Annotated in this window: 24 protein-coding genes; 21 read left to right on the plus strand and 3 right to left on the minus strand. The window is 35.7% G+C overall.

Annotated elements, in window-relative coordinates:
- Positions 1-14: 14 nt before the first annotated feature.
- The 11 genes from NSQ95_RS06880 (at position 15) to NSQ95_RS06930 (ending at position 9416) form a co-directional block, all read left to right on the plus strand.
- Positions 15-524, plus strand: coding sequence for a DUF1850 domain-containing protein (locus NSQ95_RS06880; RefSeq protein WP_342560523.1), 510 nt, complete (start codon positions 15-17; stop codon positions 522-524).
- Entirely contained in the window at positions 514-2517 is a 2004-nt protein-coding gene (locus NSQ95_RS06885) for a TRAP transporter permease (RefSeq protein ID WP_342560524.1), read from the plus strand. The genes NSQ95_RS06880 and NSQ95_RS06885 overlap by 11 nt, the downstream gene beginning before the upstream one ends.
- Before the next feature lie 109 nt (positions 2518-2626).
- Positions 2627-3661: a LytTR family transcriptional regulator DNA-binding domain-containing protein gene (locus NSQ95_RS06890; protein WP_340883924.1), complete on the plus strand. Its 1035-nt coding sequence runs from the start codon at positions 2627-2629 to the stop codon at positions 3659-3661.
- Positions 3662-3801: 140 nt separating this feature from the next.
- Positions 3802-4650: an ABC transporter ATP-binding protein gene (locus tag NSQ95_RS06895; protein WP_342560525.1), complete on the plus strand. Its 849-nt coding sequence runs from the start codon at positions 3802-3804 to the stop codon at positions 4648-4650.
- Positions 4647-5354 carry an ABC transporter permease gene (locus tag NSQ95_RS06900; protein WP_342560526.1) on the plus strand — a complete coding sequence of 236 codons (708 nt, stop codon included), beginning with the start codon at positions 4647-4649 and terminating at the stop codon, positions 5352-5354. The genes NSQ95_RS06895 and NSQ95_RS06900 overlap by 4 nt, the downstream gene beginning before the upstream one ends.
- Positions 5355-5545: 191 nt before the next feature.
- Positions 5546-6739: an MFS transporter gene (locus NSQ95_RS06905; protein ID WP_342560527.1), complete on the plus strand. Its 1194-nt coding sequence runs from the start codon at positions 5546-5548 to the stop codon at positions 6737-6739.
- A gap of 97 nt (positions 6740-6836) precedes the next feature.
- Positions 6837-7292, plus strand: coding sequence for a helix-turn-helix domain-containing protein (locus tag NSQ95_RS06910; RefSeq protein ID WP_340883920.1), 456 nt, complete (start codon positions 6837-6839; stop codon positions 7290-7292).
- A gap of 53 nt (positions 7293-7345) precedes the next feature.
- Positions 7346-8134, plus strand: a complete 789-nt coding sequence (locus NSQ95_RS06915) for a hypothetical protein (RefSeq protein WP_342560528.1) — start codon at positions 7346-7348, stop codon at positions 8132-8134.
- Complete coding sequence (locus tag NSQ95_RS06920; protein WP_342560529.1) at positions 8131-8490, plus strand: hypothetical protein; 360 nt, start codon at positions 8131-8133, stop codon at positions 8488-8490. The genes NSQ95_RS06915 and NSQ95_RS06920 overlap by 4 nt, the downstream gene beginning before the upstream one ends.
- A gap of 107 nt (positions 8491-8597) precedes the next feature.
- Positions 8598-9179, plus strand: a complete 582-nt coding sequence (locus NSQ95_RS06925) for a hypothetical protein (RefSeq protein ID WP_342560530.1) — start codon at positions 8598-8600, stop codon at positions 9177-9179.
- Between the two features lie 54 nt (positions 9180-9233).
- Entirely contained in the window at positions 9234-9416 is a 183-nt protein-coding gene (locus NSQ95_RS06930) for a hypothetical protein (RefSeq protein ID WP_340883916.1), read from the plus strand.
- 81 nt (positions 9417-9497) lie between these two features.
- Here the strand turns inward: NSQ95_RS06930 and NSQ95_RS06935 are convergent, their stop codons facing one another.
- Positions 9498-9938, minus strand: coding sequence for an NUDIX domain-containing protein (locus NSQ95_RS06935; protein WP_342560531.1), 441 nt, complete (start codon positions 9936-9938; stop codon positions 9498-9500).
- Positions 9939-10101: 163 nt separating this feature from the next.
- Between NSQ95_RS06935 and NSQ95_RS06940 the strand changes: the two genes are divergently transcribed.
- The 7 genes from NSQ95_RS06940 to NSQ95_RS06970 all read left to right on the plus strand — a co-directional run bounded on the left by NSQ95_RS06940 (position 10102) and on the right by NSQ95_RS06970 (position 17890).
- A complete protein-coding gene (locus NSQ95_RS06940) occupies positions 10102-10434 on the plus strand; it encodes a hypothetical protein (RefSeq protein WP_169358676.1) in 333 nt (110 codons plus the stop codon).
- Between the two features lie 16 nt (positions 10435-10450).
- Positions 10451-11155: a class I SAM-dependent methyltransferase gene (locus tag NSQ95_RS06945; protein ID WP_342560532.1), complete on the plus strand. Its 705-nt coding sequence runs from the start codon at positions 10451-10453 to the stop codon at positions 11153-11155.
- A gap of 106 nt (positions 11156-11261) precedes the next feature.
- Positions 11262-12053, plus strand: coding sequence for a class I SAM-dependent methyltransferase (locus NSQ95_RS06950; RefSeq protein WP_342560533.1), 792 nt, complete (start codon positions 11262-11264; stop codon positions 12051-12053).
- A gap of 15 nt (positions 12054-12068) precedes the next feature.
- Positions 12069-12740, plus strand: coding sequence for a hypothetical protein (locus NSQ95_RS06955; protein ID WP_342560534.1), 672 nt, complete (start codon positions 12069-12071; stop codon positions 12738-12740).
- A gap of 14 nt (positions 12741-12754) precedes the next feature.
- Positions 12755-13318: a group-specific protein gene (locus NSQ95_RS06960; RefSeq protein WP_342560535.1), complete on the plus strand. Its 564-nt coding sequence runs from the start codon at positions 12755-12757 to the stop codon at positions 13316-13318.
- Between the two features lie 140 nt (positions 13319-13458).
- Entirely contained in the window at positions 13459-14928 is a 1470-nt protein-coding gene (locus NSQ95_RS06965) for a YdiU family protein (protein ID WP_342560536.1), read from the plus strand.
- Between the two features lie 229 nt (positions 14929-15157).
- A complete protein-coding gene (locus NSQ95_RS06970) occupies positions 15158-17890 on the plus strand; it encodes a hypothetical protein (protein ID WP_342560537.1) in 2733 nt (910 codons plus the stop codon).
- Between the two features lie 54 nt (positions 17891-17944).
- On the opposite strand, the gene NSQ95_RS06975 is transcribed toward NSQ95_RS06970, so the two are convergent.
- On the minus strand, positions 17945-18166 hold the full coding sequence (locus tag NSQ95_RS06975; protein WP_169358684.1) for a hypothetical protein: 222 nt from the start codon (positions 18164-18166) through the stop codon (positions 17945-17947).
- A 313-nt stretch (positions 18167-18479) separates the two neighbouring features.
- Positions 18480-19301 (minus strand): EcsC family protein, encoded by an 822-nt coding sequence (locus tag NSQ95_RS06980; protein WP_342560538.1) that lies wholly within the window; start codon positions 19299-19301, stop codon positions 18480-18482.
- Positions 19302-19601: 300 nt separating this feature from the next.
- On the opposite strand from NSQ95_RS06980, the gene sstT reads away from it, so the two are divergent.
- The 3 genes from sstT (at position 19602) to NSQ95_RS06995 (ending at position 22380) form a co-directional block, all read left to right on the plus strand.
- Positions 19602-20834, plus strand: a complete 1233-nt coding sequence (sstT, locus tag NSQ95_RS06985) for a serine/threonine transporter SstT (RefSeq protein WP_342560539.1) — start codon at positions 19602-19604, stop codon at positions 20832-20834.
- A 108-nt stretch (positions 20835-20942) separates the two neighbouring features.
- Positions 20943-21188, plus strand: coding sequence for a hypothetical protein (locus NSQ95_RS06990; RefSeq protein ID WP_169358687.1), 246 nt, complete (start codon positions 20943-20945; stop codon positions 21186-21188).
- A gap of 349 nt (positions 21189-21537) precedes the next feature.
- On the plus strand, positions 21538-22380 hold the full coding sequence (locus NSQ95_RS06995; protein ID WP_342560540.1) for a DUF1835 domain-containing protein: 843 nt from the start codon (positions 21538-21540) through the stop codon (positions 22378-22380).
- Positions 22381-22434: the final 54 nt, after the last annotated feature.

Here is a 22434-nt window from a genome sequence, read left to right on the forward strand (position 1 = left end):
AGGCTTCCCACATTATGAAGAAAAGAATAATTTTGACTCTTTTGTTGATAATGGTAGCTTTTATATTCGTACCTTTCATACCTGTCCTCTCATTTACCGAAACACACACAGATTCACCAATTCCTCATTACCTTTCTATTAAGAAAGAAAAAAACTTCCAAATTATATTTACTCATACTATACATAAAACCGATGTTATTGAAAATTATCGAGTATTTAATAATAAGGAGATTCTCTTACTTTCCATGGAATATAGTGACGTGGCCATTGGAATGCCTAGCTATGCAGAGGAGGGGCAGACGTTACTTTATGAAGATGGCAAATATACTCTTTCGTATGACCGGTCAGTTTTACCTCATTTTACTTTGTTCATCGGAAATGTAGAGGATCAGCTGTTTTTACAATATCAGCAGAAGAAATACGATTTAAAAGAGAGGCTAGAAAAAGGAAAATCCTATCTTTTTGAAGTGAAAAAGCTATCCTTGTTGGAAGTAATGAAAGGAGCTAACCTGAATGAGCAATAATAAAAAGCAGAACACTAAGGTCAATGATTTTCAAGAGCTGTCTGCTGCGGAACAACAAGCACTATTAGAAAAGTATGATCCAGAATCTAATACGCGTAACGTAGATAGTAAACTTAAATATGTCATATATTTTGGCTTGTTGGGATTTTCATTATTTCAGCTTTACACCGCTATATATGGACAGTTTCCAGCTCAAATCCAGCGTACTGTTCATTTAGGCTTCGGTTTATTGTTTGTATTTTTATTATTTCCAGCTCGCAAAAGGTTATCTAAAACCAAGATACCATTTTATGATTTTATACTAGGAGCAGGAGCAATTTTTGTTGGGAGCTTTTGGGTTATAAATTATAAACGGCTTGTCCAAAGCTTAGGTAGTTTAGAAACGGTAGACTTTGTTGTAGGTATAGTCGCTATTTTATTAGTTTTAGAGGCTGCACGCCGAGCTGTAGGCTTACCGATAACAATTATAGCAGCATTGTTTTTAGTATATGCCTACTTTGGGGAACATTTTCCGGCGTTTATGGCTCATCGAGGACAAGACTTTGATAGTATCGTAAACTTAATGTACTTTTCTACAGATGGAATTTTAGGTACACCGTTAGCGGTTTCCTCTACTTATATATTCGCCTTTCTATTATTTGGAGCGTTTTTAGTTAAAACGGGGGTAGGTCAGTATTTTAATGACCTTTCAGTTGCGGTTGCTGGAAAACTAGTAGGAGGCCCTGCAAAAGTCGCTATTTTTTCATCTGCCCTACAAGGGACAATTTCTGGAAGCTCTGTAGCAAATGTAGTTACTTCAGGGGCTTACACGATTCCGATGATGAAATCCCTAGGATATAAGAAGGAGTTTGCTGGTGCAGTTGAAGCCTCCTCCTCGACTGGAGGCCAATTAATGCCGCCAATCATGGGGGCAGCTGCATTCTTGATGGTCGAGTTTATCGGACGGGGAGTGACCTATTGGGATATTGCTAAAGCAGCAGCGATACCGGCACTTTTATACTTTACCGGAATCTGGATTATGACTCACTTTGAAGCTAAACGTTTAGGCTTGCGCGGATTGACAGATGATCAAATGCCAGATCGGAAGGAAATTTTGAAAAAGATTTATTTAATCTTGCCGATTTTTTTAATTATTATTTTAATGATGGTCGGTGTACCGGTCATTCATTCAGCACTATATGGTATTCTTGCTTGTATCGTGGTGGGTTGGATTAATAAAGACACTAGACTTGGTCCAAAGGGAATTTTAGATGCTCTAGTCGACGGAGCTCGTACCGCGCTTAGCGTAGTTGCAGCAACAGCTTGCGCTGGAATTATTGTAGGGGTTGTCGTAAAAACAGGTCTTGGTCTCAGTCTGGCTACAAGTCTTGTAAAGCTTGCAGGGGGTAGTATAATTCTTACCTTGTTCTTTGTTATGATTGCTTCTTTGATTCTTGGGATGGGGGCTCCAACCACTGCAAACTATGTGATCACCTCCACAATTGCAGCACCTGCAATCATTACGTTACTAGCGCCAGATACAGCACAAAGCGCTATTCCGCTTGTTGTTTTACTATCTGCTCATTTCTTCGTATTTTATTTTGGAATAGTTGCAGATATAACCCCGCCAGTTGCCCTAGCCGCCTTTGCAGCGTCAGGCATATCGGGTGGTGACCCTATTAAAACAGGGATTCAATCTTCGAAGCTGGCGATAGCTGCATTTATCATTCCATATATGATTGTATTCTCACCAACCTTATTGATGATAGATACAACCATCGGGCAAATAGTGTGGGTGACCTTTACAGCAGTCATTGGAATGCTAGCGATTAGTGCGGGGATGATTGGTTATTGGTATCGCAAAGTTAATCTAATAGAAAGAGTGCTAATAATTCTTGCAGGACTGCTGCTTATTTACCCTGAAGGATACTCTGATATGGCTGGCTTAACTTTATTCGGAATTCTATTGGTCATTCAGCTTGCTACACGTGAAAAAAATGTAGTCACTCTATAATAGAAACCATGGGCAAAACAGCCCATGGTTATTAAGTATTTAGATAGAAAAATATGAATATATTGGTATAATGTAAATAAACAGAATACATAGAATAGAGGATATGTTCATGACGTTAAAATTCATTCAAGCTGGTAAGCATACAAATGATATGGTTCATTTTCCTGAATTTGATTTGATAATACAACCGGGAGAGGTAACGGCAATCGTTTCTACAGTAAATGTTAAAGAGCAACTTTTAAATACATTTCTAGGAAAAACACGACTTTCCAATGGTAAAGTAGATTATCTCCCAGATAAAAAAATAGGTTTTTTCTTTTTACATGAAGGTTGTTATGAACGACTAACGGTAGTTGAAACTTTAAAATATTATAAAAAGCTCTTTAATTCCTCCGAACAAATAGAAAGCATACTACAAACAATGCAGCTAGATGCTCAAAAGAATAAGAAACTAAAGAATTTGACTTACTCTGAAAGAAAGCGAGCACAGCTTGCATGGTTGCTTATACAAAATCCAGACATATACATAATGGAAGAACCAGATCAGAATCTGGATATCGAGTCCAAACGGATTTTGTTTTCACTGTTAAGAGAGCTACGATTAGCACAAAAGATAATTTTAGTATTAACTGGTCAAGTAGAGAGTGGAGTCGCTTGTTCGGATAACGTTTACCGATTAGATGAAAAAGGACTGCGACCAGTTTTGACTCAGGAAGAAGACAATGAAGAGGATAAAATTGAGCAGCCTACTGATAAAATTTCCAATGCCGATGAAGTAGTGGAAGAAAAAATAGTTCAGCCTATTCGATTCGAAAAAATACCGACGAAAGTAAATGAAAAAATTGTATTATTTGATCCACCGGAGATTGATTACATAGAAAGTACAGAAGGACAAACCTATTTACATATAAAAGGGGAAAGCTTTGCTTGTTCATTTACGTTGAATGATTTAGAAGAAAGATTATTGGCTTTTGGTTTCTTTCGTTGCCATCGTTCCTATATAGTAAATTTACAAAAAGTGCGGGAAGTCATCACATGGACAAGAAACAGTTATAGCTTAGTACTAGATGACTCAGAAAAATCGTCCGTTCCACTCTCAAAGACCAAAATGGCGGATTTAAAGGGAATGTTGGGCCTCAAATAAGCTCCATTCAGCATAAAAAGGAGTTCATTCACCCCAAATTTAACTCCTTTCACGGTAAATATGATGTCTTTCCATTAAATATCTTCTAATCTTAGGTTGTAGATACGAAATGCTAAACCAAACAATTAGGAGGTTTTCAAATGGAAAATGTAATTGAAGTGAAAGGCCTTGCCAAATATTTTTCGAATTTTAAGGCAGTAGAAGATGTAAGTTTTCAAGTAAAAAAAGGTGAGATATTTGGATTTTTAGGACCAAGTGGCTCGGGGAAAACAACCACTATAAAAATACTAACGGGTCAGCTAGATCCAACTGAAGGGGAAGCATTTGTTTTTGGAGAGAAAGTATCCAATTTTAAAAAGGCCAATGAGAGAAAAAGATTTGGCGTTCTAACAGACAACAGTGGTCTATATAGTAGGTTAACCATTTTTGAAAATCTAAAGCTATACTGCGAATTATATGACTTGCCTATTTCTAAGGTAGATGAAGCACTGAGCTTTGTAAATCTAACGGAAGCACGAAAGAAGAAAATTGCTGAATTATCTAAAGGAATGACACAACGTGTAATACTAGCGAGAGCTATTCTTCATGAACCAGAGCTTTTGTTTTTAGATGAACCAACGTCCGCGTTAGATCCAACAAATACGTTACATATTTATAATGGCTTACGGGCATTAAATGAAAAAGGAACAACAATCTTTTTAACAACACATGACATGCAGGAAGCTGAAACGCTTTGCGATCGAGTTGCATTCTTAAATAAAGGGAGAATTCAATTACTGGATAAACCTAGTGAACTAAAGAAACAATTTTCAGATGGAACAATGACTATTGAGCTGACTAACAATGAAACAATCATAATTAAAAGGGATGCATCTGGAGCAGATGCAATGTTCCAATTAATGAAGGAAAATCGTATTTCCACTGTACATTCCAACGAACCTACATTAGGTGATATTTTTGTCAAAGTGACTGGAGGAGAATTAATATGACATTTTCATGGAAACGTGTAAACGCAATTTTTCAAAAGGATTTTAAGGAATTTAGTAGAAACATGGCAGTCTCAGTTGTTGTCTTATTACCTATCTTAATGGCAGCTATTTTTAGCCGAATGGGCATGGATCCGTTGGTAAATGGTAATTTCACGATAGGCTTTGCGTTAACAATGGTAGGCTCGTACGTTCAATGCTGCTTGATTGCAGAGGAAAAAGAAAGAAATACACTGCGTGGATTAATGCTATCCCCTGCAAATACGTATGAAATTCTTGGTGGGAAAAGTGCATTATCATTCGTTTTAACAATGATAGTGGCTATTGTTAGTGTAATGCTTGCTGAGTATACTCCAACCAACGTACCTGTATTATTATTAGGATTAGCCTTATGTGCGATATTTTTTATAGGCTTAGGTACTTTACTAGGGTTAATAGCAAAATCAGTAATGGAATCTTCTGTGATCGTGTTGCCAGTTATTTTATTGTTCTCTATGGGAACAGCTATTGAAAGCTTTAGTGATAAATATCCTATTTTTAGTGTGATTGAATATATACCAAACCTTCAGCTATTAGAATTAGCAACTAGAATAGATGCTGGTGCCGGGTTCGGAGAAGTTTGGAGCCATTTAGGTATCATCGCTCTATGGTCAGTAGTAATTTATATCATTACTGCTATTGTCTATAGAAAACAAATGGTAGACTAATAAAAGGAAATGTAAACCGACTGAAATATTAAAATGAATTAGATTAATAAAAATTAATGCCGAATCTAGGAGAAGCTTTGTATCCCCCAGAGCTACTCCTTAAGGTATTTAGAAGAGAGGATAAAAATTTTGTACAGTCCAATTTGATTTAACTCCGTATTAAATGAACGAAATTAATATGGGGGATAATGATGAAACAAAATAAAAATTTTATAGTATTACTAACTAGTCAATCGATTGCAAACCTTGGAGATGTTTTTTATCTAGTAGGTGTTATTAGTGTTTTATATAACTTAACGGGTTCGGCTGCCATTTCTTCTATAGTGCCATTTACTATTACTACTGCAATGTTTATTTCTAGTTTAGTGACTCCTTTATTTCTTGGGAAATATAGGCTGAAGTTCTTACTGGTATGGTCACAGGCAGGAAAAACTTTGCTGTTAGCATTGTTAGTAGTTTTTCTATTGTTTTTTATGCATTCAACTAATTATTGGTACACTTTCTTTATAATAGGTGGAATTGCTTTGTTAGATGGCTGTGCCAATCCCATAATGCGAGCTTTCCTACCTCATTATGTGGAAGATGCTCAGCTGATAAAGGCTAATAGTATCGTAGAAACTGTCACTCAGTTATTGCAAATTGGTGCTTGGTTGTTCGGCGGATTGTTACTTTTGTTGCTAAGCCCCAACTGGTTAATACTTATAGTATGCGGCTTCTTTTTAGTTTCTACTATACTTACGTTTCTTTTAGAAGATGTAAGTCATGAGGAAAAAGAAAAAGATACCCTCTGGAACCAGTTCTCCGAAGGCTGGATTAGTATAAAGAAAACACCGGTTCTTAAAAAAATTATGCTAATGGATATCCTAGAGACGATAGCTGGTGCTGTCTGGATAGCAGCCATTCTATATATTTATGTGGATCAGGCTCTCCATGAAGGAGAACAATGGTGGGGCTTTATTAATGGAGCCTTCTTTATAGGACTTTTAATAGGTAGTATTATTTGTATGAAATATTCTAATTTTACAGATACGTATAAGCAATATTTTATTGGCTTTGGTGCATTCATTAGCGGTATTCTTACCATCCTATTCGGTTCGATAAGTTTTCCATTACTAGCGATTATATTATCTGTAGGTATTGGACTAACTAGCCAACTGAAAAATATACCGCAACAAACAATTATTCAGAGAAGTATCCCGAAAGAGAAATTAGTAACTGTATATACATCTTTAGGTACAGTAGGTACTGGGCTGTTTGGTATATCTTCCTTAGCCATAGGTATTGCAGTAGATTTAGTCGGAGTAAGAATAGTATTTATTCTTTCAGGAATACTACTACTTATGGTGAGCCTGATAGTTTTGAAGAATAGAAGGCTGTTTAATTAAAGTTTTCATGCAGGAGCTCAGTTATATTACTGAGCTTTTTGTATGTAGTTCAATCTATATCAGTTATAATTAAAGTAAACAACACGAGGTGATTTGGATGGATCGTGATTTCTTAATACATATTACCTCTGAAAGCCTCAAGCTAGTCAGAGTAGAGAACGACTATACACAAGACAAAATGGCAGAGCTGCTAGGAATCTCTAAGAAGACGCTAGTTCAGATAGAAAAAGGTAGGACACTAGCAAATTGGACAACAACTATCGCTATTTGTGCCTTGTTCCGTGATAGCCCAACCTTACAAAATCATATTGGTGGAGATCCCATGGAGGTAATAGAGCTCACTGCTCATGATGTGATTATACGACCAAAGGATAAAACATTAGGTGGCTACGTATGGTGGAAAAATGTTGAAGAGAAAAACGGCTTTCGATTACAGCAAAATTTGTTGAGCAAGCATTTTCGAATAGTAGATGAAGAAAATTATCGAATTCTTAGCACTTTTGATGAAGCGGTAGTAAGAGATAAGTGGAATGTTATTAGTCAGAAAATTTAATGTTGTCCAAAACTCCCCTTTAGTGTAAAATTACACTAAAGGGGAGTTTTAGTATGAATAATATAAACAAATATCAAATTATAATTATAGTTATTTTCATCAGCGCATTGCTTATTAATTTCATGCCTGCGATTAAATTTCCAGACCATCGGATAAGTATTTTCAACTTAGCAATTTCTATACTGTTTTTAATAGGTATCCTATATTACTCGAGTGTAAAGAATGGCATTGTTTTATATGGAATTGCATTTGTAGCAACCTCAGTTATATTTGTTGTAAATCTTATAGAAAGTTATCTTTTCGATTATGTTGTCTTAGATGTATTAGCAAATATACAGTATCCTTTATATGTTATTTTCGTCATTCCATTTTTTGGACTAAACAAATTATTGAATATGAGCTACGGAAATTTTTCTTTTATAGTTTCTCTTCTATACCTAATCATTTTAGCTGGCAGCCTTTTAAAATATAAGTGGAAGGTACGGAATACAAGTTTACTTATTTTGGTTCTTTTGTTTTATTGTTTGCCTTTTGGCTACTACGGCATGTATTTGGATTATACAAATGGGACATTGCTCGGATACCTATCAATGATTATCATTGGTTTAGCTCTAGCGTATATTTGCAAAGCATTTCTATTTGTACCTGTTCTAGTTGTAGGGAATTTACTATCTGCCATTAGTTCTTTATATTTTATACACATGATGGATATAAAAGAGGATTGGGGATATTTTTTTAAACCATTTAGGCAAACAACTATATTTTTTATTATCTTCCTTTTAAATTGTATCCTACAATGGTTTGTCATTAGATCAACTGGTAGGAGGTATAGAAAAAGATGAAAAAGTGGTTAGTTATAAGTTTATGTGTAAATGTATTGCTGTTTGGCAATATTTTCTGGAAAGGGATGTATACACCTAACGAAAGAGATCAAGTTATTTTAGGAGAAATGGTACAATTAGTAATAAGTAGTCCTAAATTTAAAACAATAGATGAATCAGAGGGAGTCCTAGCAGTCAATCAAATGGTTGATAGAAACAAGGGAGGGGTATTTCCATATCACTATGACGTAATTGTATATACCAGTGAGCAGGCATATATCTTTGGTTGTAAAGATGATAAATGTGACGTAGTGGGATTTGAAGGGACTATGGCTTCTAAATACGAAGATTTGGAGCAACTATTACCGTTCAAATAATAAATAGGAGTTCGTGTTCAGAATGGATATGACCAATTCCGCCGTAAGATCTTTGAAACGAATATATTTTTTCCTCGTCTAATTCATAAAAATAAAGAGGGATTATAATGTATAAAATAGGTTTCCTTGTGTCTTTAATAGTTCTGTCCTTATGTTTAGTGAGCTGTCAACAAAAGGTTGATAGGAAAGTTGATACCGAACCGTCTGATACGAAACCATTAGATACAAAAGCCCAAGCTATAGAAGAAGATATTGTATATCGACTTGTGACAGAAAAAGCAGAGTACGGTAAGAATGAACCTATAAAAATTTATGCTGAATTAGAATATACAGGTGAAAAAGATGAAATTGAAATTTTTCATTCAGCTTCCCCGTTTTCTTTCCCAATGGTTGAAACTACCAGAAACTTTGAAATCGGATACGGTATGGATGCACCATTATTAAGCACTAAACTAAGAAAAGGGGAACCACTCCGTGCAGAATATTGGGGAAGTGGCGGCTACACTTCAGAGGATAAAAAAGAATATGTAGATTTTATAAGTCAAATTATGAATCAGGAATTTCCAGAAGGACGTTATATCGTAAACGGCTCTGCTGATTTTTATGTGAAAGCTAACGGGAAAACTGAACAAAAGAAAAACTATAACATTAAATTGCAAGTTGAATTTAAGGTTAATAATACTAACTAGAAAAAAATGCTAGATGAAAACAACTACTCTAACGTAAGAAAGGTTGTTAGCTAATTGAAGAAAGTAATAACAGCCATCATTTTATTCGGATTAATTGTAATAGTTCAAAGCATTCAAGTTATTTATACGACCCACACATTTATTAGGGTTATGAATTTAATATCTACCATCTTCATTTCTGTTGCAATCGGTACCTTTATTAGAGAAATGTTTATTTTAAAGAAGGTAGATAAGTAGAAGGGTTAAAGCGTATAAATTAAATAATTTCTATCTATAAAATAGCCAGAAGAAGAGAACTTTTGAAATTTATTTAGTAAGTCATTTAACCTCTAAAGCTTTTTTCTTTGCTAGTTGTAGAATTTGAAGTCGAGGTGCTTGCTCGCCCTCTAGCTGTTTGATCATCATTTCAAATGTACTAAAATTACTTATAATATAACCTGTTTTCTCATTGTTAAATTCATAGTTTCCAATTGTTTTTATTTTTGATAGGTACCAAACTGTATATGTATCGGAAGCAGACCAGTACCAGGAAGCAAACGGAACTCTTTCATCTGTTAACGTGATTCCGACTTCCTCCATCACCTCCCGCTCTAAAGCCTCCTCCAAACTCTCACCATTTTCTAAACGCCCTCCAATAGTGGTGATTTGCTGTTCTGCCTTGTCCCACGAAAGCATAATCATGCCTTGTTCGGTTATGGGTATACAATGAACACCAGCAATTCTTCTGTCCTTTGGTAGTGAATCCCTATAATTTAGCATCAAATTCCTCCTTACACCTTAAACTATTTCGATATAAATCTGTAAAAACCTCCTTTTAATAAAAAATAGAAAAGCGAAAAAATGTTTACTTAATTTACAAATTTTAGAGTATAATAGTATTGACAGATAATTAAAATAAATGTTTAAATGGGGGAAATATGGGGTGAAAAACTTATATATCATTTTAGCTACTGTCCTAGTAGAAACAGCTATATTATGGGGAGTTTCTATTCTATTAGATTGGAAATTCGTAGATGTCATTTTTCTTGGTAGTTTAGCGGTATTTGGCCTCATCTGGTTTCTTCAACTTAATTCTAATAGAAATAGCAATGAAGAGAACGCTCATTTGAAAGGCTGGAATGGACAGGATGGTGGCGGGGTTACACCTTTTCAATTTAAATTTAGAGGATCTCCTATTGTATTAGGACTACTGCTATTCATTGTAGTGAGCTTTTGCATAACTGCATTCACTTATTATCCTTATTTTATTGATTAATGAAAGAGGTCTAGGTATGGAACAATTGATAACAGAACAAGAGGATTTATTATTAGTGTTAGACAGTCTTTTAAGAGAACCAAAATTTTTTTGGGACGATTTTTATCGTGATCGGAAAAGAGAGGTTCCTTTTTTTACGGTAAAGCCTGATGAAAATTTAGTAGAATATGTGGAACGCAATATATTTAAACAGGGTAATGTGTTAGAGCTAGGATGTGGACCTGGCAGAAATGCCATTTACTTAGCTAATAAAGGCTTCTCAGTTGATGCGGTTGATATTTCAAAAGAAACAATACAATGGGCAAGCGAGAGAGCAAAAAAAGAAAATATTGATGTTAACTTCATCTGTCAAAATATTTTTGAGTTGAATATTCAGGAAGATAGCTATGACATTGTCTATGATTCAGGGTGTTTTCACCATATCGCTCCTCATCGGCGAATGAGTTATATCCAACTAATACAGAGAGCACTTAAATCTGGAGGCTATTTTGCTATTACTTGTTTTTCTCCAAATGGCGAATATGGTGGAGCGACAATTTCGGACGAAGAGGTTTATCGTTCACTAAGCTTAAAAGGTGGACTTGGGTATGATGAAACTAAATTACGAGCTGTCTTTAAGGATTTTAAGGAAGTTGAGATACGACAAATGAGGGAAATAAAACCACCCGCAGAAATGCTTGGCTTAGCTGGATTTATGACAGCAGTTTTTCAAAAAACATGATTAAAAGAAAAGAAGAAAAGAGTTATTTGTTATTTATGAGCTTATATTGGAATGAACACAAGAAGCTAGTTATTGTTCATATAAGAAAGAGAGGCTATATAAATATATGAATAAGTATGGCAATGAATTGTTTGCAGGAACAGCTTTGTTTTATTCTCGATACCGACCTCTTTACCCTGCTAGCCTTATTCGACTTTTAATCCAAAGGTTCGCTTTAGACGGAACGGGACAAATGCTAGATTTAGGGTGTGGTGATGGAAGACTTGCGTTAAGATTTGTCGATTGGTTTGAAAGAATAGTGGGAATAGATCAAGAAGCAGAAATGATTCAGCAGGCTATCCATTTACAGCAGGAGACGAGATTTAGTAATACGAAGTGGTTTCTAGGTGATTTGGAAAATTATATTACTAATCATGAGGAAAAATTTAAGCTAGTAACAATTGCCAAAGCTTTTCATTGGATGGAACGTGAAAAAACACTTGAACTGTTGTTTAGTATGGTTTCACCAGGAGGCGGTATTGCGATTATTGACCCTGCTTCCACAAAAGTCACGCCTAGTTTGTGGGAACTCAAAGTGGATGAAGTGATGAAGCATTGGTATGGTAGCGAACGAAGAGCGGGCAATACTGTTTATCGACCGCCAAGTGAGACTTATGAACAGCTTATTATTCGCTCCAACTTTGACTTGGAAACTATAGAGCTTCCACCATATCAACATAGCTGGAATATAGGTTCTATAATCGGCAATATATATTCATCCTCCTATGGTGCCAAACATTTTTTGGGTGACAATTCTCATTTGTTTGAAAGGCATTTAAGAGAGGAATTACTGAAAATTGAACCTACTGGACGTTTCGAGGAAAAAATCCAACTTTCAGTCCAATTAGCGCTTAAATAAGGAGTGTTATCAATTATGTATAAACAAATTAAAACCTACAAGGAAGCTATACATATAATTGAAGAATTTGGGCTTTTGCCCCTTGCGCCTCTTATCCCTGATTATCCTTCATTAGGAAGTATAACTGCTAAAGAAGTCTGGCATTCAGATACAGAATTTGATCCATGGATGTGGAGGACACAATTTTCGATGGATGGAACGGCAGGATACGGCAAGTTTATTAAGAAAAAGTCGGTGCTCATTTCAAGGGAGCTACTCCCATACTTCAAAAAGGTTTTAGGTGAAGAAGATTCAGTCGAACAACGTTTTGCAGATGGCAAACTTTCAAGAGAGGCTTTAGTAGTTTTTCAATTAATTCAAGAAGAACAGGGAATAGATACTAGAGTTTTACGGAAAAAGTCGGGTCTGATACAAAAGGAGCAAAAGAAAGTTTTTGAAAATGCATTGTTAGAACTTCAAGGTTATATGGATATCGTAATTGCTGGAATTCAAGAGAAGACAGATGAATATGGAGAGAAAAATGGTTGGAACTCCACAGCCTTTGAAACCTATGATGCATGGACTATCAGAAATGGGATCCAGAAGCTTGGCCATAGTAGACAGGAATCTAAAGACTATTTAATTGCTCATTTTGAGAACAAGTGCAATGAGAATGGGATGAAAAAAATAATTAAAATACTGCAATAGAATGTGGGGGTTCAATGGAGTTTTTATATCATATGGTGCCAAAGAAAATGATTGGTGATGAACTATTACCGCTAAATTATATAAAAGGCTTAGACAACGAGCTTTATAAGCAATATAGCGAGAAATATCGTAACAGTCCAGAAAGGGAAAGTCTTTTACAGAGGAAAATACCTAAACTAGATTGTTTGTGGAATGATGTTATATTTTTATTGCCACTTCATCCAAACTACATTTTTAAATCATTGTCCGAGTTAGGGGTAAGAATAAAAAAAGACTTATTATTTTATGAAATCCCAATTGAAAGACTACATGATAACTTAAATGCTATCTATTATTATCGTAAAAGCAATTACAAGGGACCATCTTCAGATATACCCGAAGATGAGGTGGAAATTATTCAAATGGATTCTTTTCCGACGTTGAATGCTCTTCCCAAAGATACATTGTCCTACTTTACGGAAGAAAGTAAAAAAGGTACTAACTTCGGGATGTTTGCCCATATTCCACATATTTTAAGCCTTGGAAAAATTAATATTTCTGGTGTAGGTCATGTAAACTGGAGTGAGAAACCAATTTAAAAATTACTTATAATCCAAGAAAAAGAACAGCGACTGCTGCTCTTTTTTTTGTACAGAAATTCTAAATAAGGGTATCACGTATTTAAGAAGGGTATAATGAAAACATAAGAAAAAAGTATTTTATAGGAAAGGAAGATACGATGACAGAAACTAGAAAACAAACTGAATGGAATTTAGACAATAGTTATACTAGTCTTCCGCCAATATTTTTTACAATAATAGATCCTAATCCTGTTAGCTCCCCTAAGCTTACAGTTTTAAATGAATCACTAGCCACTGAGCTAGGGTTGAACAAAGACTTACTTAAAAGTGATCAAGGTATAGAAATACTTGCAGGAAATAGTGCCCCGTCAGGAAGTACGCCTCTTGCACAAGCCTATGCTGGTCATCAATTCGGCCACTTTAACATGCTAGGAGATGGTCGGGCATTACTGTATGGAGAACAAATAACCCCTGATGGGGAACGTTTCGATATACAACTAAAAGGATCAGGTAAAACTCCTTATTCTCGCGGAGGAGATGGAAGAGCTGGTCTGGGCCCAATGCTTCGGGAATATATAATTAGCGAAGCGATGCATGGTTTAGGAATACCGACGACACGTAGTCTATCAGTAGTAACAACTGGAGAATCGATTATACGAGAAACTCTTCAACAAGGGGCTGTAATGACGAGAATCGCTACCAGTCATATTCGGGTAGGTACATTCCAATTTGCTGCAACCTATGGCACATATGAGGACTTACAGGCATTAGCTGACTACACAATAAATAGACATTACCCTGCGTTGGAGGAAAAAGAGAACAAATATTTACTTTTCCTCGAAGAGGTAACGAAGCGTCAAGCATCTCTTATTGCTAAATGGCAGCTTGTTGGATTCATTCATGGAGTGATGAATACAGATAATATGAGCATCAGTGGAGAAACGATAGACTATGGACCATGTGCATTCATGGATACATATGATATGAATACTGTGTTCAGCTCAATTGATACGCAAGGTCGTTATGCATATGGCAATCAACCAGGTATTGGTGCATGGAACCTGGCTAGATTAGCAGAAAGTTTATTGCCGCTTATTCACGAGGATCAAGAGGAAGCAATCAGACTTGCACAGGAAGTGTTAACTGCCTATCCAGAGTATTTCCAAACAAATTATCTAAAAGGCATGAGAGCTAAACTTGGTTTATTCCATGAAGAAGAAGGGAATATTGCCCTCGTTCAAGAGCTACTAGAACTAATGCAGAGGTATAAAGCAGACTACACGAACACTTTCCGAGCTCTAACTTTAGAGGAACTAGATGAAAATGAACTTTTTAAATCTGTTGAATTTAAAGATTGGCAAACAAAGTGGCTAAATAGATTAGAAAAGCAACAAGAAACAAAACAAGAAGCGATACAAATGATGAAGAAACATAATCCAATAGTGATTCCTAGAAATCACCGTGTGGAGGAGGCGCTAGAGGCAGCAGTTGATAGAGGAGACTATCAAGTGATGGAAAGCTTAGTGGCAGTGCTTCAAAACCCTTACGATTATTCAGCAAACAACGTAGAATACTCAAAGCTTCCACCTGACTCTAGCTGTGGATATCAAACTTTCTGTGGGACGTGAAGAAGGCAAAGATTAGTATTAAATATAAAAGAACTCTTAAAGCCAGCAGACAATAATTTGTTTGTACGGCTTTTTTTATTTGAAAACATGGTTTTATAAGCCATTAGTATTATTTTTCTGAATAGGTATTAAATATCAACTATAATTGGGTCTATTTTAAGACATATCTATAGTTTTCAAAAGATAATATACTGAAAATTGTAATTATCCTGATAAAGGAGGGTTTTATTTGAAAAAAGTGCAATTTTTACGTTTGATTTCCGTCCTATTAAGTTTAGCATTACTAGTTTCCGTGTTACCTTTAACAAGTTTTGCTAACTCATCAGAAGGGGATGTAATAGTAAAGCTTAAAGACAGAGGCTTTAAGGCACCTGTAAATCTCGGAATAGGTGCCTCAGAAGTTGTTCTATTAAACGCTGCTTTTGGAAAAGAAAATGGTAGAGATGTAGTTTATGCCACAGCAAATGGTGGTGTATTTAATGTAGTAGATGTAAAGGATAATAAGCTAATATTTTCTCAGCAGTTAGCAAAGGTATCTCAAGTGTGGAGTCATTCTATTGCTTCTAATGGGACAGTGTATATTGCTGCACTCGGAGAAGGAAATGTAGGAGAGCTTTGGAGCTATTCCCCAACAACCAAGATTGTCGAAAAGCTAGGAACACCTAATGCTGGACACCAAGCATGGAGTAGTACTACGGACGATAATGGAAACGCATATATTGGTACGTATGCGGAAGGCAACGGGCGTATTTATAAGTATGATGGTGCCACCAAGTCTTTCGTTGACTTTGGAAAGATTGATGCTGGCAATGCTAGTTATATTCGTTCTCTCGAATATCATGATGGATACTTATATGCTGGTTTAGGAGTGGAAGGAAAGGTTTATCGTATTAATGTAGAAACGATGGAAAAAGAAGAAATAACAAAAAATGTACCTGACATTTTAGGGAAACCTGTCAGCCAGATTAAATTCGTTTATGATATGGCTGTCGTTGGTAACTATCTATTTGCTCGTTTTGATGATGGAGGAGAATCGGCAATACTTTTTTATGATTTGATTAACCAAGAATGGGTGTCAGATAAAAAGCTTGGAAAACTACATGATGGATCAGCAGATGATTTTGGAAGCTTTGGTTTTATCCAGTTACCGGTCAATGGAGATAAGGCATATGTAATTCACAATCGTCACATTGTAGAAGTTGATATCAATACATTGGAGACGCGTGAAACAGGGATTAGATATGGAGCTGGCTTACGAGGAGGGGCTTTTGTAGATATGGGAAGAGAAGATCTTCCAGGTCTCTCTCTAGTAACAATGAATAGGACAGGGCAAATATTTGCTGCAAATCTTGAAACAAATAAAACTGTTACCCTACCAACCGCTATGCAAGCACTTCCATTGAGACTTCATAACCTTGGGGAAGGTCCAGATGGTAATCTTTATATGACTACTTATCCGGGGGGACCAAAGGGTTCGAAATATAATATCCAAACAGGGCAATTTGTTACGTATTCCCAGGGACAAGCAGAAGGAATTGTAGCGGGAAATGGAAATGATTTATATTTTGGAATATACGGTGGTGCTGCTATTCAAAGAATGAATACAGAAACCATGGCGATAGAAACACTTTTTGATCTTAAGCCGGAGCAGCAGGATCGGCCGTACATTATGAAATTTGTAGAAAACAAATTGTTAATCGGTACTATACCGGATTATCAAAAGCTTGGCGGGGCACTTACGATTTATGATTCAGTTACTGGAGATAGAAAAACTTATCGTAATGTGGTTCAGGATCAAAGTATTGTTGGATTATCCCATAAGGACGGTTTAATTTACGGCTCCACTACAGTAAGAGGAGGGCTTGATATTCCTCCGAGCACCTCAAAGGCAAAAATGTTTATATGGGATATGGAAAGCGAGCAAAAATTGAAGGAATTTGAATTAGATATTCCAGAACTAGATGCTCCTCCAATAATTAGCGGATTAACGTTTGATGATAACGGAACATTATGGGGCGCAGTAGACGGCATTATTTTTGCAATGGATCCCGCGACCCAAGAAGTGATAAAGTATAAAAATATATATCCAGAGATAAAAAATAGGGGCATGTGGAGACCGGTCCATATTGAAATTGGAAAAGATGGTCTGCTATACACAGATGTTGGTGGAAAGCTTACGGTAATAGACCCTTCCTCTGAAAACTTAGACCATGTTTCATTGATAAATTCAGGTCCTGAAATTGACTTTATGGTTCTAGCGAATGACAAAGAAGGAAATGAAAATATCTATTATATAGACGGCGATGCAACTCATCTATTTATGATTCCTGTAGTTGATGGTGGAGAAGTTGTAAATCCTGAGGAACCGATTTATGAGACTGTCAATGTTCCGATTAAAAATGCAGGATTCGAAGACAAGGTCAAGAAAGAAAGCATACCAGGTTGGTCATCCTTATTTGGAGCATTTCCATCCAATGCATCCTTTGAAATAAGCGAATTACGTAAAAGCTATGGTAAGAAAAGCTTAAAAATTAACGATACGGATCAAAAGCAAACCGTTTTCGCACAAACCGATTCAATTTCTATAAAAGAAGGAGTAGAGTATACAGCTTCTACTAATCTCTTTTTAGAAGACGGCAGTGTAAGCTTCTTTATTCGGTATTTTGACGAAACGGGAATACAAGTTGGTAGTGATCGAGACGGTGAAAATATTATCCATATCCGTAACGGTCATAAGGAATGGCAGACGGTAAAAGCGACCGTCACAGCTCCAGAGGGGGCTAAATATGCCCGACTATTTGCTGGAACATCTAATTATTTTACTACAACAGCTGCTTATTTTGATGATTTTAAACTGAGCTATGAAAAGGAAGTAACGAAGCCTGGAAAACCTGGGAAGCCAGATAAACCAGGGAAACCTGAAAAACCAAAACCAGGGAAGCCCGGAAAACCAGGCAAGTAAGGTATTAGAAAAAGAGGAGAAAGTGAATTTTCACTTTCTCCTCTTTTTTCAATTTTATCTCTTTTTCTTCTTGCCTAGCTCTGCTGCAGCTTTACTTTTTTCTACTATTTTCTCAAATTCTATTTGAACATGCACATGATTGTTATCATTATAGGAGACATCTAGTACCTTGCACTTGCGTCCTTTAATTTTTAAGTCTTCGTCTACTGCAGGAATGTTTCTTAACGCTTGAGTTAATACAATTATATTATTTTCATAAAAATGTACTGCGAACATGTGCTTTTCCCCTTTATCAAATAAATTAATTCTGAAATAGAATCTCTATATTTTATGAGATAGAAAGGAATATAGAACAAGAAATTTGACAAGATAAAGATTGGTAGAAAATCGATTGTAATTATGAAGCAGACCAACCGATTATTTGGAAAAACCGACCGGTTAATGAAGTTTACCGACCGATTATTTAGGAAAACCGACCGATTAATGGAGTCAACCGACCGATTATGAGATAAAACCGTCCGATTACTCTCCAAGCATACAAAAAAACGAAAAAGTTACACTGTGTGTTTCACTTTTTCGTGGAAGTTTATTAAATATCTGTATGATCACTTTCTAATTCATTGAGCTTTTCATAAATTCTTCTCTTCCTGTAAAGCATGATGCCAGCCTCTGCTATATCTTGGATCATTCCTTTATTTGCAAATGCTCCAAATATGATTCCGGCTATTGGTACCATTTGAAAGAGCTTCTTCCAACCAAATTGATCACGATAGGTGAAAAATACTTCCTGCCAGCCTTTTAACTGGGACAGCATATTCTCTGACGTCGGTTTTTTTTCATGAAGAACCGATAATTCATTTAAAATGGATTCTTTTCCAACGATATCAGCAGACGCAAATTGCAGACACTTAATGATAAACACACGCTCCTGTTTGTCATTTGGATCATACCCATGAATAATCGCAATTTCCTGCAAAGTTTTTAGTGCAGTACCAAGAATCACGGGAATATCGATTGCTAGTGTAAATATGCCACCAACCCCAGTAGTCGCACCCTGAAGAGTAGCAAACTTCACACGATCTTTTTGTAACCTTTCACTCAGTATGATCATATCTTCTAATGGAATGTTCCCAATATCCTCTATAGACTCAATAGGGTCGTAAGGAGTAGATGATTTAATCTTATTAATCATCGTTTGTTCATTGATTAAGTATTTTCCACCGGTTTGTATATAGCTACCTATTTCAGAAACAAGTAAGCCAATTTTTTCTTGTATAAAAGCAGGAGTTAACTTATCTAAGACCTTAAAAGGAAGACGGCCTAGCTTCTCCCAAAACCATAAACCCTTCTGATCTTTCTCCCAGGCTTCAATCTCTTCTAAATGTGTATGAAGATATTCTTTCGTTTCCATCTATCACTACTCCTTATAATAATATCTTATCACTACTATAATCTAATCTTGTTCAACTTACTTACATGACGTGCTTAAATCATTATCGGTTTCTATATTGTTAAGTACTGGTGCTATGTTATGTTACAGGTGCCAGGCACTTGTAACAATTGGAAAATGTTATTTTGAAATAATTGTTTACCAATTCATAATCTTCGTGTTAGACTAGCATTTATATATAACTAATCACAATTATTTAACATATTAAGGAGCAGTAACATCGTTGAATATGCTATTATGTTTAATAACGGAGGGAACAACATGAAAAAACTTATACATAAATGGAACCAAGTAAGTCTCGTTAAACAAATTTTACTAGGTATTCTTATAGGTGTTATTCTAGCTCTAACTATACCTGAAGCTGCAAGCTGGGTGACTATTTTTGGTGCTTTGTTTGTTGGTGCTTTGAAGGCTGTTGCACCAATACTTGTATTATTCCTAGTTATTCATGCAATTTCGTCTCATAGAAGTGGTCAGCAAACGAATATGAAGTCAATTATTATTCTTTATGGAATTGGAACTTTTCTCGCTGCGCTAGTTGGTGTTATTGCTAGCTTCCTGTTTCCGGTTACTCTTACGCTTACAACTGGAGTAGAGGACGTAACACCTCCAAGTGATATTGTAGCGGTGTTGAAAACCCTTTTGTTTAATGTCATAGATAATCCTATCAATGCTATTTTAAACGCAAATTATATTGGGATTTTAACATGGGCTATTCTTTTAGGACTAACTCTGAAGAATGCTGCAGAAACAACAAAGACTGCCATAGCTAATTTTTCAGATGCAATCTCACAACTAGTCAAATGGGTCATTAAACTTGCCCCTATTGGTATTTTAGGACTTGTATTTGAAGCTATCGCAACTAATGGTCTTTCCGCTTTAAAAGAATATGGTCAATTAATCATCATATTATTAGGCTGTATGCTATTTGTAGCTCTAGTTATTAATCCTTTAATTGTTTACTTATATGTACGAAAAAATCCTTACCCATTAGTATTCCGCACGTTAAGAGAAAGTGGAATTACAGCTTTCTTTACGCGTAGCTCGGCAGCTAATATTCCAGTAAACATGGGGCTATGTGAAAAGCTGAAATTGGACAAAGATACATACGCTGTTTCAATTCCTTTGGGTGCCACTATCAATATGGCTGGAGCAGCTGTGACTATTTCTGTATTAACATTAGCTGCTGTAAACACATTAAATATAGAAGTGGACCTAGCTACTGCTTTAATCCTAAGTGTTCTTGCTGCTGTGTCTGCTGCAGGAGCATCTGGAGTTGCTGGTGGATCACTTTTACTTATTCCATTAGCTTGTAGCTTGTTTGGTATTCCAAACGAAATTGCGATGCAGGTGGTAGGTGTAGGTTTCATCATTGGAGTCATCCAAGATTCATGTGAGACTGCATTAAACTCTTCCTCTGATGTTTTATTTACGGCTACTGCTGAGTATGCAAAGGATCGTAAAGAAGGAAAAGACGTTATTATTCACTCTTAATAAAAGAAAATCAAGTGCCTCTCTACAATCCGTTGTAGAGGGGTGTTTTTTATACATATTTTAAATGAATAGAAGGATACTAAAGCTAAAGGCCAAAGGAGAATCTTTATGTCCGAGTGTCCACTGTGCAATGCATTCAATGAATTTGAAGAGAACTGTCCAAAGTGTACTAACCCTTTAGAGGACGCTGGCAAGGAAAGTGATTTTCTAGATCCCTATGCTCATTACAACGACCTAGACACCATTAAAATGGCAGACGGTTATTCTCATACAAGCAAGGAAGAAATTTGCCCACATCTCATCACTTGTAATAATTGCGGATACGATGAAGTGAAATTTGTACAAGGAATATGAAAACAGCTGAATAATCAGCTGTTTTATTTTTGTGTATTGAAGTAAAATATATGTAATATTGAAAAAATACCGTTTAATAAAAAAAAGAAAAGAAGTCAAATCCATATAGAAGAGAGGAATAGATATAGTTATAAAAACAAAAACGCATTACCCATTTATCTATTTCTTCATTGAGCCGAATGTTGTCATTGTATATAAAATAGAAACTCAAAACTATTTAACAGCAACTGAATTTAAGAACTATGACTGCAAGATGTATGAAATCAATACACCAAGTGAATTTGAAGAGTTTCACCATGAAAATTATCGACCTCTCCGTTCACGAACCTGGTTTATCAAGCAGGAAATAATGAGTGACATGGTAGAAAAAATAAACTCCTTCATCCAAGAGTCTCTACAGTTACATCAAAGATCTAAAGGACCTATTCATTTAGTTTCTTCGGAATCTGCAGCCGGGTCTCTTAAGGTAGGACTTCCGAAGCCACATACAGTCATCGCTATCCCAGATAACTTTACTTTTGGTCCGTTAGGAAAGTTAGATAAAGAAACAGAGCAAAAAATACGAGAAGAATGGCTATTTGATCATATAAATGACGAGCAGGAAGAAGGAAATTATGCCAGTAAATTCAGCAATATGTTACGTCAAATAGATGATATTGTCGATTCAATCCCTATATATTTATGGTATGGAAATAATGTGGCTGAACAAATAGGGATTCGATTTATGGTTTATTTATTGAGAGAGAAGAAAAATACTATTTATTTGATAACTGAGGATAAAACAGCTATATCTTATACTTCACAATTACATTCGGAGCAAATTAAAAAAATATTTGAACAAAACAAAGATGTTTTTCCACTTTCCTCAAATGAGCGTTCAACCTATATCGAAGAATGGTTCAAGTTAGTTGATAGTAAGGAAGTCTTGCGCAAATGGAATGGCAGAGAAATAATAGGGGTTACAGAAAATTATTATGATTCCCTCATTCAAGCAACTGCCGAAATGCTGCATAACAGTCAATCTGAAAAAGAGTTTCTTCCCGTAGGAGAAGTCATAGCTGAAATACTTAATAAAGAGATAATAGATCCATTCTTCTTAGAATATAGAATAAGACACTTAACTTACGATGGTACTTTTCAGATAAAAGGTATTCCTAAATCTATGCACAGCTATAAAATAAAGCTCCAATAGTGATGTATTCGGAAGCTATCCAATGTAAATATTCAAGATTTGCTAATTATAAAA

This window comes from Psychrobacillus sp. FSL W7-1457 (assembly GCF_038593405.1).
Lineage (GTDB): Bacteria > Bacillota > Bacilli > Bacillales_A > Planococcaceae > Psychrobacillus.